This window comes from Georgenia sp. TF02-10 (assembly GCF_022759505.1).
Classification (GTDB): Bacteria; Actinomycetota; Actinomycetes; order Actinomycetales; family Actinomycetaceae; genus TF02-10.
In genome coordinates, this window is the sequence record NZ_CP094289.1 from 1,883,664 (window position 1) to 1,899,159 (window position 15,496).

General features: G+C 75.5%; 14 protein-coding genes and 1 tRNA gene. 11 read left to right on the plus strand and 4 right to left on the minus strand.

Annotation, left to right across the window (positions count from 1 at the left end; translation table 11 throughout):
• The first annotated feature begins 150 nt into the window (after positions 1–150).
• A complete protein-coding gene (locus MF406_RS08465; RefSeq protein ID WP_242897579.1) occupies positions 151–1,071 on the plus strand; it encodes an LLM class flavin-dependent oxidoreductase in 921 nt (306 codons plus the stop codon).
• A gap of 89 nt (positions 1,072–1,160) precedes the next feature.
• Here the strand turns inward: MF406_RS08465 and MF406_RS08470 are convergent, their stop codons facing one another.
• Entirely contained in the window at positions 1,161–2,411 is a 1,251-nt protein-coding gene (locus MF406_RS08470) for a trans-acting enoyl reductase family protein (protein ID WP_242897580.1), read from the minus strand.
• Between the two features lie 174 nt (positions 2,412–2,585).
• On the opposite strand from MF406_RS08470, the gene MF406_RS08475 reads away from it, so the two are divergent.
• Genes MF406_RS08475 through der form a run of 4 tightly spaced genes read left to right on the plus strand, consistent with a single transcriptional unit; the run spans position 2,586 to position 7,007 of the window.
• Complete coding sequence (locus MF406_RS08475; protein WP_242897581.1) at positions 2,586–3,716, plus strand: prephenate dehydrogenase; 1,131 nt, start codon at positions 2,586–2,588, stop codon at positions 3,714–3,716.
• Positions 3,713–4,591 carry a (d)CMP kinase gene (gene cmk, locus MF406_RS08480; RefSeq protein ID WP_242897582.1) on the plus strand — a complete coding sequence of 293 codons (879 nt, stop codon included), beginning with the start codon at positions 3,713–3,715 and terminating at the stop codon, positions 4,589–4,591. Before MF406_RS08475 ends, cmk begins: the two co-directional genes overlap by 4 nt.
• Positions 4,588–5,532, plus strand: a complete 945-nt coding sequence (locus MF406_RS08485; protein WP_242897583.1) for a 1-acyl-sn-glycerol-3-phosphate acyltransferase — start codon at positions 4,588–4,590, stop codon at positions 5,530–5,532. The genes cmk and MF406_RS08485 overlap by 4 nt, the downstream gene beginning before the upstream one ends.
• Positions 5,529–7,007, plus strand: a complete 1,479-nt coding sequence (gene der, locus MF406_RS08490) for a ribosome biogenesis GTPase Der (RefSeq protein WP_242897584.1) — start codon at positions 5,529–5,531, stop codon at positions 7,005–7,007. Before MF406_RS08485 ends, der begins: the two co-directional genes overlap by 4 nt.
• A 444-nt stretch (positions 7,008–7,451) precedes the next feature.
• Here the strand turns inward: der and MF406_RS08495 are convergent, their stop codons facing one another.
• A complete protein-coding gene (locus MF406_RS08495) occupies positions 7,452–7,637 on the minus strand; it encodes a hypothetical protein (RefSeq protein ID WP_242897585.1) in 186 nt (61 codons plus the stop codon).
• A gap of 269 nt (positions 7,638–7,906) precedes the next feature.
• Positions 7,907–9,349, minus strand: coding sequence for a serine hydrolase (locus MF406_RS08500; RefSeq protein ID WP_256463948.1), 1,443 nt, complete (start codon positions 9,347–9,349; stop codon positions 7,907–7,909).
• Positions 9,350–9,574: 225 nt separating this feature from the next.
• Here MF406_RS08500 and MF406_RS08505 point away from each other — a divergent pair, with 225 nt between their 5' ends.
• The 6 genes from MF406_RS08505 to MF406_RS08525 all read left to right on the plus strand — a co-directional run bounded on the left by MF406_RS08505 (position 9,575) and on the right by MF406_RS08525 (position 15,011).
• On the plus strand, positions 9,575–10,258 hold the full coding sequence (locus tag MF406_RS08505) for an HAD family hydrolase (RefSeq protein ID WP_242897587.1): 684 nt from the start codon (positions 9,575–9,577) through the stop codon (positions 10,256–10,258).
• 165 nt (positions 10,259–10,423) lie between these two features.
• Positions 10,424–10,497, plus strand: a tRNA-Pro gene (locus MF406_RS08510).
• A gap of 132 nt (positions 10,498–10,629) precedes the next feature.
• Positions 10,630–10,770 (plus strand): SDR family oxidoreductase, encoded by a 141-nt coding sequence (locus MF406_RS08515; protein ID WP_242897588.1) that lies wholly within the window; start codon positions 10,630–10,632, stop codon positions 10,768–10,770.
• Between the two features lie 202 nt (positions 10,771–10,972).
• Entirely contained in the window at positions 10,973–11,638 is a 666-nt protein-coding gene (locus MF406_RS08520) for a nucleotidyltransferase domain-containing protein (protein ID WP_242897589.1), read from the plus strand.
• A 32-nt stretch (positions 11,639–11,670) separates the two neighbouring features.
• Positions 11,671–12,363, plus strand: a complete 693-nt coding sequence (locus MF406_RS19080) for a DUF86 domain-containing protein (RefSeq protein WP_371744644.1) — start codon at positions 11,671–11,673, stop codon at positions 12,361–12,363.
• A gap of 545 nt (positions 12,364–12,908) precedes the next feature.
• Entirely contained in the window at positions 12,909–15,011 is a 2,103-nt protein-coding gene (locus tag MF406_RS08525; protein ID WP_242897590.1) for a DEAD/DEAH box helicase, read from the plus strand.
• A gap of 57 nt (positions 15,012–15,068) precedes the next feature.
• Here MF406_RS08525 and MF406_RS08530 read toward each other — a convergent pair whose 3' ends face one another.
• Positions 15,069–15,479, minus strand: coding sequence for a DUF4870 domain-containing protein (locus tag MF406_RS08530; protein ID WP_242897591.1), 411 nt, complete (start codon positions 15,477–15,479; stop codon positions 15,069–15,071).
• Positions 15,480–15,496 lie beyond the last annotated feature (17 nt).

The window sequence follows — 15,496 nt, forward strand, 5'->3', positions numbered from 1 at the left end:
CGGTGCGCCGAGCTCGCCGGTTCATGCCGACCTCGCCGGTTCGAGCGTCGTCGGCGAGGTGCAGGGAGGCCGAGCGTCGTCGGCGACCGCCGTCGCACCGGCATCGCACCGCCGTCGCCCCGGCGGCCACCGGTGCGGCAGGCTGGGGCGATGGCCACCCTCTCCGTGCAGGCCCACCCGACCGACGCCGCCGCCTGGCTGGACCTGGCCCGCCGCGTCGAGGCCGCCGGCTTCGACGCCCTGACCGTCGCCGACCACCCCGGTGCGGCGCCCACCCCGTTCGTCGCCCTGGCCGCGGCCGGCGCCGTCACCACCACCCTCGGCCTCGGCTCCTACGTCACCAACGGCGGCGTGCGGGAACCGGTGCACATCGCCGCCGACGTCGCCACGCTCGACGTCGTCTCCGGCGGCCGGGCCCGCCTCGGCCTGGGCGCCGGGCACACCCCGGCGGAGTGGCGCGCGGTCGGCCGGGAGCGGCCGGACGTGGCCGGCCGGGTGGACCGGTGCATCGCCGTCGTGACCGCGGTGCAGGACCTGCTCGACGGCGCCGAGGTCACCGTCACCGCCCCGGGCCTGGCCGTCCGCGGCGCCGCCCTGGCCGCGCCCCGGCCGGTGCAGGAGCACATCCCGCTGACCGTCGGCACGTCCAACACCCGCCTGCTGCGTTTCGCCGGCGCCCGGGCCGACGTCGTCGGGCTGTCCGGGCTGGGCCGCACCCTGCCCGACGGGCACAACCACGCCGTCCGGTGGACCCCGGCGCAGGTGGACGCCCAGGTCGAGGCGGTCGCCGCCGGCGCCGCCGGGCGCACCGCCGCGCCGGCGCTGGAGGCGCTCGTCCAGCAGGTGCTCGTCACCGACGACGCCGGCGCCGCCGTCGCCGAGCTCGCCGAGCAGACCGGGACCGCGGCGGCGGACCTGCTGGCGGTGCCCTACGTCCTGGTCGGCACGGCCGCGGAGATCGTCGCCGCCGTGCGGGAGCACCGCCGCCGGTGGGGGATCACCCGGTACGTCGTGCGGCAGGACGCCGTCGACACGCTCGCGCCGCTGCTGCCGCGGCTCGCCGCCGCCTGAGCACTCGCCGCCCGAGCGCTCGCCGACGGCGAGCGGACCCAGGCTCGTCGCGGGGCGGCACCGCCGACCGCGGTCGGCGGGCCGTCCCGTCAGGCGGGGCTCGGCAGCCCCAGCCGGAAGCCGGCGTCGCGGAGCCGGTCGACGAGCGGGGCGCCGACGGCGGTGGCCGGGGTGAGCACGCCTGCCCGGTCGGGCAGCCGGTCGCCGTCGTGCACCAGCGCCAGCGCGCTCTCGGCCAGCATGGCGGCGGTGGCGCGGAAGGCGGGGTCGAGGTCAGCGCCGACCTCGACGGTGTACCGCGCGCCGCTCTCGGTCGCGGCGTGCACCTCGAGCCGGAACCGGCCGGGCCGCTGGGTCGCCGCGTCCGGGCCCGTCGCGGCGGAGTCCAGGAGGCGGTCCAGGACCGCCCGGGTCGGCGGCCAGGCCAGCAGCGCGGGGGCCACGACCGGCCCGGCCGCGGCCGCCAGCGCCGCCACCGCACCGGCCGGCCCGCGGCCGTGGACCATCAGCTCCCGGTACCGCAGGCCGCGGCCGTAGGCCCAGCCCTGCAGGGCGTTGCTGCGCCGCACCACCCGCGTGTTGAACGGCGCCATGACGAACGGGGCGACCCAGCCGCCCACGGCCGGGTGCCGGAAGGCCCGCCGCCGGTCCCGGGCGCCGGGTCCCTCCGGCTCGGCTGGCCGGTCCGGGCTCAGGCCGTACGGGTCCTCGACGACGGCGCGCAGGTCGGGCCGCTCGCGGAGGGTGTCCACCTGGCCGCGCACCGAGTCGATGGTGCCGGCGCCCAGGCCGCCGGCGAGCGAGCGGACGAGCAGCGTGGCCGCGGTGAGCCCGCCGGCGCCGTCGGCCGCGGCCTGCCGGGCGGCGAGGAGCACCGCGAGGTCGGAGGGGACGGAGTCGAAGCCGCAGGCGTGGACGATCCGGGCGCCGGTGGCCGCCGCGGTGGTGTGCCAGGCGTCGATGCTCGCCCGGACGAAGAGCACCTCCCCGGTCAGGTCGACGTAGTGGGTGCCGGCCTCGGCGCAGGCCTGGACGAGGCCGAGGCCCCGGGGGGCGTACGGCCCGGCGGTCGTCGCCACCACCCGGGCGGAGCGGGCGAGCGCGGCCAGGGAGCCGGCGTCGGTGAGGTCGGCGTGCGCCAGCGACCACCCCGCCGCCGCCGGGGGGAGGGCGGCGCGCACCGCTGCCAGCCGGTCCGCGGACCGGCCGGCCAGGACCACCCGGGTGCCGGGCGGGGCGTGCTCGGCGAGGTACTGCGCCACCAGCCGGCCGACGGCCCCGGTGGCGCCGAGGAGGGCGACGTCCGCGTCGCGGGGCTCATCCGTGCGGTGCTCGGCCATGCCCGCCAGGGTACGGGCGGACGGGGCAACGGCGGGCGGGCGGACGGGGTACGGGCGCACGGGGTAGGGGCCGACGGGGGCACGGCGGACGGGGCACGGCGGGCGGGCGTACGGGGGTTACGGCCGGACGGGGCAGCGGACGGGGCACGGGGGGCGGGGCGGTACCCTCGCCGGGTGCCCGACCACCCCCTCGCGCCCGGTCCCGTCACGACCCGGGGACCGGTCCGGATCGTCGGGTCCGGGCTCCTCGGGGCCAGCCTCGGCCTGGCGCTGCGCGCCGCCGGGGTCCCGGTCCAGCTCGCCGACGCCTCGCCCACCGCCCTGGCCCTGGCCCGGGACGTCGGCGCCGGCACGCCCGCGGCCGACGGCGACCCCGAGCCCGCCCTCGTCGTCGTCGCCACCCCGCCGGACGTGACCGCCGACGCCGTGCTCGCCGCGCTGGCGGCCCACCCGGGCGCCGTCGTCACCGACGTGGCGAGCGTGAAGTCCGTCATCGCCGCCGAGGTCGAGGCCGGCGCCGGCGCGGGTGGCGACCGGTACGTGGGCTCGCACCCGATGGCCGGGCGGGAGCGCTCCGGCGCGGCCGCCGCCGACGCCGACCTCTTCGCCGGCCGGCCCTGGGTGGTCGTCCCCGGCCCGCGCAGCCGGCCGGACGCCGTCCTGGCCGTGCGGTCCCTGGCGGCCGACGTCGGCGCCAGCCCGGTCACCCTGGGCGCGGCCGAGCACGACGACGCCGTCGCCCTCGTCTCTCACGTCCCCCAGCTGGCCGCGTCCCTGGTCGCCGCCCGGCTGAACGGCGCCCCGGAGGCCGCGCTGAGCCTGGCCGGGCAGGGGCTGCGGGACGTCACCCGGGTCGCCGCCTCCGACCCGCTGCTGTGGGCGACCATCCTCGCCGGCAACGCCGGCCCGGTCGCGGCCGTCCTGCACGCCCTGCAGGCGGACCTGGCAGAGCTCCTCGCCGCGCTGGACCGGATCGCCGTCGACGGCCCCCTGGCGGCCGGGTCCACCGGCCCGCTCGCCCGGTTGATCGGCGCGGGCAACACCGGCGTCGCACGGATCCCTGGCAAGCACGGCGGCGCCCCGCGGCGCTACGGCGAGGTCAGCGTCCTCGTCCCCGACGCCCCCGGCGAGCTCGGCCGGCTCTTCACCGAGGTGGGGGAGGCCGGGGTCAACATCGAGGACCTCCGGCTCGAGCACTCGGCCGGGCAGCGGGTCGGCGTGGCCACCCTCGCCGTGCTGCCGGCCGTCGTCGAGCCGCTGGAGGCCGAGCTGGACCGGCGCGGCTGGCGGGTGGTGGCCCGATGAGCGCACCTCGCGAGCAGACCGGCGGGCCGACGGCGGGCGGGCCGCAGGGGTCCGGGCCGCACGCCCCGGCGGGCGGGCCGCAGGGGCCGACGGCGGCCGGATCACAGGTGCCCGCGGCCGGCGCGCCGCACGTGCCGACGGCGGGCGGGGGCCGGCGCGGGAAGCGCGGCCTCGTGGTCGCCATCGACGGGCCCTCCGGGTCGGGAAAGTCCACCGTCTCCCGGCGGCTGGCCAGCGAGCTCGCCCTGGCCTACCTCGACACCGGCGCCACGTACCGGGCCGCCACCTGGTGGTGCCAGCGCCGCGGGGTCGACCTCGACGACGTCCCCGCCGTCGCCGCCGCCGTCCGGGCCCTGCCGCTGACCATGGTCACCGACCCCGCCGACCCCCGGGTGATCTGCGACGGCGTCGACGTCACCACAGCCATCCGCACCGCCGAGCTCTCCGCGGTGGTGTCCAAGGTCGCCACCAACCTCGAGGTGCGCGCCGAGCTGCGCCGGCGCCAGCGCGCGATCATCGAGGCCGAGGCCACCGACCCGGGCGCCACCGCCGGCGGGCGCGGGGTGGTCGCCGAGGGCCGGGACATCACCACCGTCGTGGCGCCCGACGCCGACGTGCGGATCCTGCTGGTCGCCGACGAGGACGCCCGCCTCGCCCGGCGGGCCCGCGAGCTGCACGGCGCCGCCGACGCCGCCAGCATCGCCGTCACCCGGGACGTCGTGGTGCGCCGGGACGCCGACGACGCCACGGTCTCGGCCTTCTTCACCGCGGCCGACGGGGTGGTCACCATCGACTCCTCCGGGCTCGGCCGCGAGGAGACGTTCGCCGCCGTGCTCGCCGCCGTCCGGGCGGCCACCGAGGAGGCGGGCCGGTGAGCGCGCGCGACGGCGGGCCCGGGGCCCGGCAGCCCGCGCGCCAGGGCAGCACCGCCACCCGCGGCCAGCGGGTGCGCCCGGAGGACATCTACCGGTGGGGACCGGTCTGGGCCCGGCAGGTGGGCCGGTTCCTCGACCACGTGTGGTGGAACACCACTGTCCACGGCGCCGAGAAGGTCCCGGCGACCGGGCCGGTCATCATCGCGTCCAACCACGTCGGGATCGTGGACGGGCCGGTGGTCTTCGGGGCGCTGCCGAGAGGTTCTCACTTCCTCACCAAGCAGGAGTTCTTCGACTCCCGGATCGGTTTCCTGATGACCTGGGCCGGGCAGATCCCGGTGGACCGGTCCTCCGGCCGCGCCGCCCTGGCCGTGGGCAAGGCGCTGCTCGCCGAGGGCCGCGTGGTGGGCATCTTCCCCGAGGGCACCCGTGGCCGCGGCGACGTCTCCTCGGTCCGCGCCGGGGTGGCGTGGCTCGCGGTCAACTCCGGCGCCCCGGTGGTGCCGGCCGCGTGCCTGGGCACCCGGCTGCCGGGGGACAGCCGCGGGAAGGTGCCCCGCCCGCGGTCGCGGCTGCACGTCGTCTTCGGCGACCCGATCGCCCTCGACCTCGCGCCGGGCACCAGCCGCCGCGACCGCATGGCCCAGGCGATGGCCCGGATCGGCGCCGGGCTGGCCGCCCACGTGGACCACGCCACCGCCCTGACCGGCGTGCCCCTGCCCGACTCGGCCGAGGACCCGGGCCGGCCGGACGACCCGGGCCGCGGGACGCCGTCGGCCGGCGACGACTCCCCGGCGAGCGGGCCGGACGGGCCGACGCCGCCCGGCTCGGACGGAGCGGTCCCGCCCGGGCCGCACGGGCCTACGGTGCCCGGCGCGGACGGGCGCCCGGCGAGCGGGCCGGCCGGCCCCAGCCCGGACACGGGAGAATGGCGCCCATGACACCCGACGAGCGCCCGCCCGAGCCGACCGCCGACCCCGCAGCGGAGGAGCGTCGCGCCGAGGCCCTGCGCGCCGGCCTGGCCGACTACGTGCTGGAGGACGAGGACCTCGCCGTCCTCGACGGCGCGGACACCGAGGCGGAGGCCGCGCCCGCCCACGGGCTGCCCGTGCTCGCCGTCGTCGGCCGGCCGAACGTGGGCAAGTCCACCCTGGTCAACCGGATCCTCGGCCGCCGCGAGGCGGTTGTCCAGGACGTCCCGGGCGTCACCCGGGACCGCGTCAGCTACCCGGCGGAGTGGGCCGGGCGGCGCTTCACCCTGGTGGACACCGGCGGCTGGGAGACCGACCTGGCCGGCGTCGACGCGCGGGTCGCCGAGCAGGCCGAGGTCGCCGTCGGCCTGGCCGACGCGGTGATGTTCGTGGTCGACGCGACCGTCGGGCCCACCGACACCGACGAGCGGGTGGTGCGGCTGCTGCGCCGCTCCGGCAAGCCGGTCGTCCTGGTGGCCAACAAGGTCGACTCGCCCGCGCAGGAGGCCGACGCCGCCCTGCTGTGGTCCCTCGGGCTGGGTGAGCCGCACCCGGTCTCGGCCCTGCACGGGCGCGGCTCGGGGGACCTGCTCGACGCCGCCGTGGCCGCCCTGCCCGAGGTCTCGGCCGTCGCCGGGGCGCTGCCGGAGGCCGGGCCGCGGCGGGTGGCCCTGCTCGGCCGGCCGAACGTAGGCAAGTCCTCCCTGCTCAACACCCTCGCCGGGGCCCAGCGCGTCGTCGTCCACGACGCCCCGGGCACCACCCGCGACCCGGTCGACGAGCTCATCGAGCTGGGCGGGCGGCCGTGGTGGTTCGTCGACACCGCCGGGATCCGCCGACGGGTGCACCAGACCTCCGGCGCGGACTTCTACGCCTCGCTGCGCACGCAGGCCGCGCTGGAGAAGGCAGAGGTGGCCGTGGTGCTCATCGACGCCTCGGTGCCGCTGACCGAGCAGGACACCCGGGTCATCCAGCAGGTGATCGACGCCGGCCGCGCCCTGGTCATCGCCTACAACAAGTGGGACCTGGTGGACGAGGACCGCCGGCCGCTGCTGGAGCGGGAGAACGAGCTCGACCTCGTCCAGGTGCGGTGGGCGCCGCGGATCAACATCTCCGCGCGCACCGGGTGGCACACCAACCGGCTGGTGCGGGCGCTGGAGACCTCGCTGGCGTCGTGGGACACCCGCATCCCTACCGGCCGGCTCAACGCCTTCCTCGGCGAGCTCGCCGCCGCCCACCCGCACCCGGTGCGCGGCGGGAAGCAGCCGCGCATCCTGTTCGCCACCCAGGCCGCCAACCGGCCGCCGCGGTTCGTCATCTTCGCTACCGGGTTCATCGAGGCCGGTTACCGCCGGTTCCTGGAGAACCGGCTGCGGGAGGCCTTCGGGTTCGAGGGCTCACCGATCCAGATCAGCGTGCGGGTGCGGGAGAAGCGCCGGCGGTGACGCGGGCGCTGGGGCGGTAGCGGGGGAGAGCCGGCCCGGTGGGGGAAGCGCCGGCCCGGATGGGCATCGCCCGCCGGCCCCGGCGACGTCCCGGGTGGATTGTGAACTGCGCGGGTCACCGGCGGGTGCGGCTCCACCTCGCCGGTGGACGCGGGTTTCACCCCGTCGAGCCGCGCGTCCGTGTGGTACTTGTGGCGGGTATCCAGGCCGTGATGAGCCTGTTGCTAAATAGGCTCGAGCGGTCGGACAGCCACAACATGTAGGGCCTGAACGCCTCCTCAGGCCCACATCTTGTGGTGCTCGTTAAGAGCATCCCCAAAAAGCAACAGGCTCTGATACCCGTCATAAGTACCACACGGACGGCCCGTCCTGGCGCCATGGGTCGCCGAGCCCGCGTCGTGCGGGGCCGGGTCGCCGGCAAGCGCCGGGGCGCGCGGAGGCGGGTCAGCGGTCGGCTGCGGTGTCCGCGTCCTCCTCCCCCTCGAAGGAGCTGGCGGCACCGGCACCGAGCCCCACGCCGGTCTCCTTGTTGGGGACGTCGGTCCCCGGCTTGTCGGGCACCTGGTCCGTGTCTTGCTCCGGGGCGTCGCTGGCCATCTTCTGGATGTCCTCGGGGTCGTGCTGCGTCATCGGTCGCTCCCTCCCTGGGTGGTCGCCCGGCGGTTGCCCGGCTGCGGGCGTCCGACGGCGGACACGGACAGTCTCGGCGCCGTCTGGGCGTCCGGCAACCGAGCCGGCTCGGGCCGCCATGCAGGTCGAAGCCGCCGGGCGCCGTCGGGTGCTGTTGGGACCGGGACGCCCTCGGCCGGGCGCCCGTCGTCGCACCCGCCCGGACGCCGTCGGGCCGCCGCCCGCCGTCGGCAAACCCATCGCACCCGGACGGTCGAACGCCGCGGACGTCAGCGGTCCCGCACCGCGTCGAGGAGCTCGAGCGCGACGTCGTAGACGCCGAACGGGAGGTAGTGGTTGGTCAGCACGACGACCACCAGCCCGTCCCGGGGCAGGCATGCCGCGAACGCCGCGAAGCCGGGCGTTGAGCCGTAGGCGCCGACGGCGGGGGTGCCGCGGGCGGCGGTGAGGTCGTGCAGCCCGAGGCCGATCTGGTGGCTGGGGAAGGTAGCCATCTCGGTCAGCGACGTGCCCGAGACCACGTGCCCGCCGCACAGCCGGGTCCACCACCGGGCCAGGCTGGGGGCGTCGGCGACCATCGCCCGCGCCGCGCCACCGGCACTGGCCTCGGAGAGGGAGAGCAGGTACCCGCCGCCGCGGCTCCAGGTGCCGGGCTCCAGGCCGACGCCGAACGGGATCGCTACCGGCTCGGTGGGCCGCTCGCCCGGCTGGAGGACGAGCCGGTCCAGCCCGGGCCCGGCCAGCACCCCGGCCCGCAGCGCGGCGTGCAGCTCCCGCCCGGTCACCGTCTCCACCACCAGACCGGCCAGGACGTAGTTGGTGGCGGACTCCGAGGGGATCGTGCCCTTGCGGAAGCGGGTGTCGCCGACGAGGCCGAGGACCTCCGCCGGCGTCCACGCGCGCATCGGGTCGGCGTGCACGGTAATGCTGTAGCCGACGGTCTCCCGGAAGTCCGGGATGCCGCTGCGCATCCCGAGCACCTCGCGGACGGTGGCGTCGTTGGTGTCGAAGCCCAGGCCGGCCGGCAGGTACCGCTCGATGGGCTCGTCAAGCCCGAGGAGCCCGGTCTCGGCGAGCCGGAGCACCTCGGCGGCGACGACGGTCTGGGTCAACGAGCCGATCGCGAACTGGTGCTCGCTCGTCATCGGGCGGGTGCCGTCCGCGGTGCCCACCGCGCCGGTCCAGGTGCCGCGCTCGGCGTCCACGACGACGGCGCTGTACCCGCCCCGGATCCCGCCCCTGGTCAGGGCCTGGGTGAGGACGTCGGTGAGGGCGGCAGCGTCGGCCGCCGGGAGCGTGGCCGGGACCGGGTCGACAAGCCCGGTGACCGGGAAAGGCGCCGGAAAGGCGGTGAGCTTCTCGGCGGTGGCGGTCGTGGTGGCGGTGGGCCGGTCGGGCGTCGGGGTGGGCGGCACCGTCTCCTCGAGCGCGGGGGTGCAGCCGGTGAGGAGGGTTAGGAGCAGGAGCCAGGCGCGGGGTCGGCGGTAGGGGCGCGGGACGGGCGGGAAGCGCCGGAAGCGTGGGGAGCGGCGGACAACCGTGGAGCGCGGGAAGACCGTGGCCCGGCTGTGACGGTGGCGGGGGGCGTCGGCGCGGGGAGGTGCGGCGCGGGCCCGGCCCGCCGGCGCTCCGGGTCGCCCGGGGGCGACGTGGCGGTGCCGCCGGTGGGCGCCGTGCCCGGCCGGAGGCGGGGTGAACACCAGGGCGTTCACGCCACGAGTGTCCCACCGGCGCTGCTGCGCGGGTAGTAGTGCCTGGCGGCGGGGACTCCGGGCGCGTGGGGTCACGCACGCGCTCGCCCGGTCGCCGTCGGCGGCGTCCAGGGTGGTCGGCTGATGGGCCGGCGGCGTCGGCCGCGGCGGGGAACTGTGGTGGCACGGCGGTGACAGTGAGCCGCCCGGGTGCGGGCCGCCGTCGGGCGGGGTAGCACTAGGGACATGACCGACAACGCCCCCGGGGCGGCCCTGCTGGACGCCGACGGCACGCTGGTGGACTCCAACTACCTGCACGTCGACGCCTGGTCGCAGGCGTTCGATGAGGTGGGCCACCCGGTGGAGTCCTGGCGGATCCACCGGTGCATCGGGATGGGCTCGGACCTGCTGCTGCCCGAGCTGCTCGGCACGGAGGGCGCGCGGGCGGTGGGGCAGCGGGCGAAGGAGGTCCATGCGCGGGTGTACGAGCAGGTCGCCCACCGCCAGCGGCGGCTGGACGGGGTGCCCGAGCTCGTGCGCGCGCTGCGGGCGAAGGGAGTGCGGGTGGTCGTCTCGACGTCGGCCGCGCCCAATGAGCTCGAGCGCATCCGCAAGGTCCTGGACCTGGACGGCGAGGTGGACGGCATCACCGCCGCCGCCGACGTCGAGGAGGCCAAACCCGCCCCGGACCTCGTCCAGGCCGCCCTGACGAAGGCGGGTGTGCCCGCCGACCGGGCGGTGTTCGTGGGGGATGCGGTGTGGGACGCGCAGGCCTGCGGGCGGGCCGGTGTTTCCTGCGTCGGGGTGCTCACCGGCGGCATCAGCGAGCCCGAGCTGCGCGAGGCGGGAGCGGTGGCGGTGTACGAGTCGGTCGCGCACCTGCTGGCCGAGCTGGATGGCTCGCCGCTGGCGCGGCTGTGGTCGGACTGAGGACGCCCCTTGAGCCAACGCTCTTGCTACCTCCTGGATACCCTCGCTCCCGATGCCCGGGCGAGGCGCCGATCGGCTGCATGCTCGTGGCGGCCGGCACAGCGCGCAGGTTCGAGCGGCAGCCACCACTGCGGTAGCCTGTCACCGGCCCGCCGAGCGGGCCGACGGGCTGTGGCGCAGCTTGGTAGCGCACTTGACTGGGGGTCAAGGGGTCGTGGGTTCAAATCCCGCCAGCCCGACGGAAATGCCTTGATGAGAGGCAACTTTCACCAGGGCTTCGTCGTGTCTGGGCCTCGGCTCGGGCCTGGCGCAAGGTCGACATCGCGCCTCCCGGCCGAGCCGCGAGGCCGTCCGCGGGGGACGCCATGGAGGTGGCAAGCGTGATGCCTCTTCAGCGCGTCAGGGAACCCCGCGAGCAAGCCGATGCCGTGCTATGGCTGGCCTCGGGCCGCGCCTCGTTCGTCATGGGAATCGCCATTGTCGTCGATGACAGCAACCTCGCGATGAACTGAGGGGGTCTGTCGCTGGTCTGTTGCAGCCCCGCACGCTGCAGCGAACAATGCCACCGCCCAGAGCGATTCGCCACAATGACCGTCCTTGCGACGCCACATCGTGGCAGCTCAACAATCACGCGCTGCTGTTGCATGAGGAACGGGAGTGCATGGAGAACGTGGCAACGAGCTGCCAGTATAGGATTTCGTCTGCGGTGGTGGTGTGGTTGCAGCGTACTTCCTCATCCCGATGCTCATGCACGACTACGCCGGAAACGTCGATGCCCGCCTCGTGCACGCGGACTCGCTCGAACTGCAGATCGCGCTGCTCGCCTACGCGGAGTGCTACGCCAGGTTGACACAGAGGGGGCGTACGTCAGGCACATACACACGGTGCAATATAGCAAACGAGCCGACCCTGGACGAGATGTCGTTCGGCCGATGGGCCCGCTACCGGCGCCACGCCCTCGGGCTGACTCGGGCGGATGTCGCCGCCCGCGCCGGCATGGCCCAGTCGAACCTCGCCGCCATCGACGCAGGGCGCCGCAGCGCCGAACCCCGGACCGTCGCCCGCCTGCGGGCCACCCTGTCTGCCCGGCCCAGCATCCTGTTCGACCGCAACCGTGCGGCCATACTCGACGCCGCCCGGCGGCACCGCGTCACGAACGGGCGGGTCTTCGGTTCCGTGGCCCGCGGGGAGGATCGCCCATGCGCATCCGACGTCGACCTGCTCGTCGAGCTGCCCAAGGACGACGCCGCGGCCGCCTACCTGGAGTCCGCCGATGAGGCGGCACGGATTCTCACCGTGCCGGTCGACGTCGTCCCGGACCGCGGATCCAGGGCGGACAGGGTGCTGACTGCGGCACGCCGTGAGGCAGCGGCCCTGTGAGCGCCGGCCGCTGACAGCCGCGCGACCCGCCAGTGCGCTCCGGCCACCTCGCCCGGAAGGGGCCCGACAGCACCCTGCCCCCTGTTGACGGCACCGACGAGGACACGACACAGTCCGGGGACGACTACTTCGCCCAGCACGGCTTCCGACGCAGTACCCGGCCCTTCGACCCCGAGCAGACGCGACGCAGACTCTCGGACATCCTCGAGCAGGCGCGAATCTGCGCCAGGATCGTCAGCGACGGTCGCCGGGCCTTCGACGCGGACACATTCGCGGCCCTCAAGACGCGTATGGCGGCACAGCGATCGATCGAGATCATCGCCGAGGCGGCCTCCAAGCTGCACTCCGACTACAAGAAGGGCTTCCCGGGCGTCCAGTGGCACAGCCTCTACCAGATGCGCACCCTGGCCGTGCACCAAGACGACAGGGTCCGTGACGACGTCATCTGGGCAACCCTCAGCACGAATGTGCCCGAGATGGTCTCCCGGCTCGGCCTGCCGGCTTGGCCGACGGCGGCATCGCACTGCCCGATGACCTCGAGGCCCCAGGCCCGGCTCGGTCGGATCAGATGCTCCCGCGGAGTAGTGCGGGGAGTCCGCGTACGTCAGCCAGGATCGCAGCGCGGCGCCTCGCGCAATTGTCGCGGACCTGCCTGCGCCGGAGGTACAGGACCAGCGAAACCCCGGCGCGGCACGGCACCGTCAGGACGCGCGGCGGGTCAATAGCCGGGGCCGGGCAAACCCGGCCAGGTCGAGCGCCGCCGAGGGATGGGTACGGCAGGAACTGCCATCCCCACCCCCACCCCTTCATACGAGGTGGTAGTTGCGTGCGTGGGTCGTCTATCCGAACCGCTGAGCCTCGGGAGGACTCCATCCCCCGTTCGGGTGCCCTTGCCCAAGGGTGAGGCCGAGGGTCTGCGGGCGCCGCGCCGCGGCTGCGCCGGCGGTGTGCCTAAGATCGCGCCGGCCGCGCGTCCCGGCGGGACGGACGCGTCGTACAATGATTGCATCACCGGCTGGTTCTGGGCGTCTCGTGCGCCGAGGCCGGTGTCCGGGCCGCAACCACGCGGCCCTACGACCCACGGTGGGCGCACCCTCCGGGCCGTCGCCCCGGCGGCGGATCTCTCGGGCCGGCAGACGTGCCCGGGGAGCATGCCGGAGCAGGCTCCTGGACGGCCCACCGGGCCGGCGCGGGCGGGGTGCAGATCATCCCTGCGGACGCCGGCGACGACTGAGGAGGACCCCTGTCTCGACGAGACCCGCGCCAGTCGGTGGCGCAACAGACGGCCCCGCCCCGCGGCCGGGTCCGGAAGACCGACAACGAGGGGATCATCCCGGTGCTCGCCCGGCTCGTCCGCGAGGTTGAGGCCGGCGTGCAGCGCCGTCGCGCGACGCCGTCGCTGCGCACCAAGTTCCAGGTCCTCGCCCTCCTCGTGCGGGAGGAACGGGCGAAGGTCAAGGCCGACCCGAGCCTGGGCGAGGCCCGGCGGGCGGAGCAGCTCAAGCGCCTCGACGGCATCGCCGTCATCCTCGCCAAGACCGCGGCCCGCGACACCACCCTGCTCGGCCTTCTCGACGGTGACACCGCCCTCACGGACGCGGCCAAGGACCTGCGCCGCACGCTGCTCCGCGAGGCCGGGATCGAGGTCACCGAGGACGTCGAGCCAGAGCCGGCGCCCGACCCCTCCGCCGAGCACCAGCCCGTCCCGCCGTCGGTCGTCGCACGTCAGCTGGCCAACCCCTTCCTCGCGCCGGACTACTCCGCGTTCGAGAACCGGAAGGTCCGGCCGCGCCGCCTCGCCGGCTGGGAGCTGCTCGGTCCGCTGTTCCGCTCCTTCGAGCTCGGCGGTACCTCGTCCTGCATGGACCTGCCCGAGCCCGCGCACGTCCAGGTCGAGAGCGGCCTGGAGCTGATGCCCCACCAGGCACGCGTCGTCGCCGCCGCGGCGGCCGGGCACCGCACCTTCCTCCTCGCCGACGAGCCCGGCCTGGGCAAGACCGCCCAGGCGCTCCTCGCCGCGGAGGCCGCCGGCGCCTACCCGCTGCTCGTCGTCGTCCCGAACGTCGTCAAGGCGAACTGGGCACGTGAGGCGGGAATCTGGACGCCCCGACGCCGTACCACCGTGGTCCAGGGCGACGGCGACACGGTGGACGGGTTCGCCGACATCGTCGTCGTGAACTACGAGCTGCTGGACCGGCACCTCGGCTGGCTCGGCGACCTCGGCTTCCGCGGCATGGTCGTCGACGAGGCGCACTACATCAAGAACAAGCGGTCCCAGCGTTCCCAGCACGTGCTCGAGATCGCCGAGCGGATCCGCGCCCGCGTCGGCCGCCCGCTGCTCATGGCGCTCACCGGGACTCCGCTCATCAACGACATCGAGGACTTCCGGGCGATCTGGCAGTTCCTCGGCTGGATCGACGAGAAGGAGCCGCGCGGCGACCTCATGGCCGCCCTGGAGGAGATCGGCCGCACGCCCGCCGACCCCGGCTTCTACCCCGCCGCCCGCCAGAGCGTGATCGAGCAGGGCATCGTCCGCCGCCGCAAGGTCGAAGTGGCGGCCGACATCCCGCAGCGCCGGGTCGCCGACCTGCCGGTCGAGCTCGACGACCAGGCCGCCCGCACGATCCGCACCGCCGAGGAGGCGCTCACCCACCGGCTCGTCTCCGGCTACCGCCGGGCGCTCGAGGCCCGGGGGAGCGACGTCGGCGCGGGGATCGACATGGACCTCGCCCGGCAGGTGGCCAGGCGGGAGCTGGCCGCGACGGCGGAGAAGAAGTCCGCCGAGAACGTGTTCACGATGATGCGGCGCCTCGGGCAGGCGAAGGCGGGCCCGGGGGCTGACTATGCCGCCCAGCTCGTGCGCAGCGTCGGGAAGGTCGTCTTCTTCGCCAAGCACGTCGACGTCATGGACGCCGCCGAGGAGATCTTTGCCGGACGTGGCCTGCGGTCCGTGTCCATCCGGGGCGACCAGTCGGCCCGGGCGCGGCAGCAGGCCATCGACTCCTTCACCAACGACCCCGACGTCGCCGTCGCCGTGTGCTCGCTCACCGCGGCCGGGGTGGGCCTCAACCTCCAGGTTGCGTCCAACATGGTGCTCGCCGAGCTGTCGTGGACGGACGCGGAACAGACCCAGGCGATCGACCGCATCCACCGGATCGGTCAGGACGAGCCCGTGACGGCGTGGCGGATCATCGCCGCGCACACCATCGACGCCCGGATCGCCGAGCTCATCGACAGCAAGGCGGGGCTGGCCGCGCGGGCGCTCGACGGCTCCGACGCGGAGATCACCTCCGCGGCCGAGGTCCAGGTGGAGGCGCTCGTCGCCCTCCTTGCCGGTGCGCTCAGCGGGGAGAGCGTGCCCGTCCCGGCGTGAGTCCCGACCCGGCCGCCGCCATCAGCGCCTCCGTCGGGGGCAGCAGAGGAGGCTGGATCAGCGGAGGATCGGCACCTGCAGCGGGTAGCGGTACGCCTCCCCGCGGCTGGCTCGCACCGCACCGATGATCGAGAAGACGACCTGCAGGACCGCGGCGGCGATCCACAGCACGATCGCGAGCGGGATGCCGATGAGGGTGATGAAGAGGATCCAGCCGACGATCGTGGCCACCCAGACCGTGATGTTGAAGTTGAAGGCGCTGGCCGCCGCGTTGCGGACGAGGTAGCCCCGCTCGCGCCACACCAGCCAGACGATGAGCGGGCCGAGGAAGCTGAGCCACCCGGCGCTGAGCACCATGGCGATCACGGGTGAGAGGTGCGCGAGGACCGCGATCGTCCGGTCGTCGCCCGAGGGGCGCGCCGGCCCGCCGGACGGGTCGCCGGGGCCGTACGGGGGATAGGTGCTCATGTCGTCCTCATCCGCTT

Bases quoted from the DNA above. Each gene is read 5' to 3' on its own strand.
- MF406_RS08465 (WP_242897579.1), top strand. From the start codon at position 151: ATGGCCACCCTCTCCGTGCAGGCCCACCCGACCGACGCCGCCGCCTGG.
- MF406_RS08470 (WP_242897580.1), bottom strand. From the start codon at position 2,411: ATGGCCGAGCACCGCACGGATGAGCCCCGCGACGCGGACGTCGCCCTC.
- cmk (WP_242897582.1), top strand. From the start codon at position 3,713: ATGAGCGCACCTCGCGAGCAGACCGGCGGGCCGACGGCGGGCGGGCCG.
- der (WP_242897584.1), top strand. From the start codon at position 5,529: ATGACACCCGACGAGCGCCCGCCCGAGCCGACCGCCGACCCCGCAGCG.
- MF406_RS08495 (WP_242897585.1), bottom strand. From the start codon at position 7,637: ATGACGCAGCACGACCCCGAGGACATCCAGAAGATGGCCAGCGACGCC.
- MF406_RS08505 (WP_242897587.1), top strand. From the start codon at position 9,575: ATGACCGACAACGCCCCCGGGGCGGCCCTGCTGGACGCCGACGGCACG.
- MF406_RS08530 (WP_242897591.1), bottom strand. From the start codon at position 15,479: ATGAGCACCTATCCCCCGTACGGCCCCGGCGACCCGTCCGGCGGGCCG.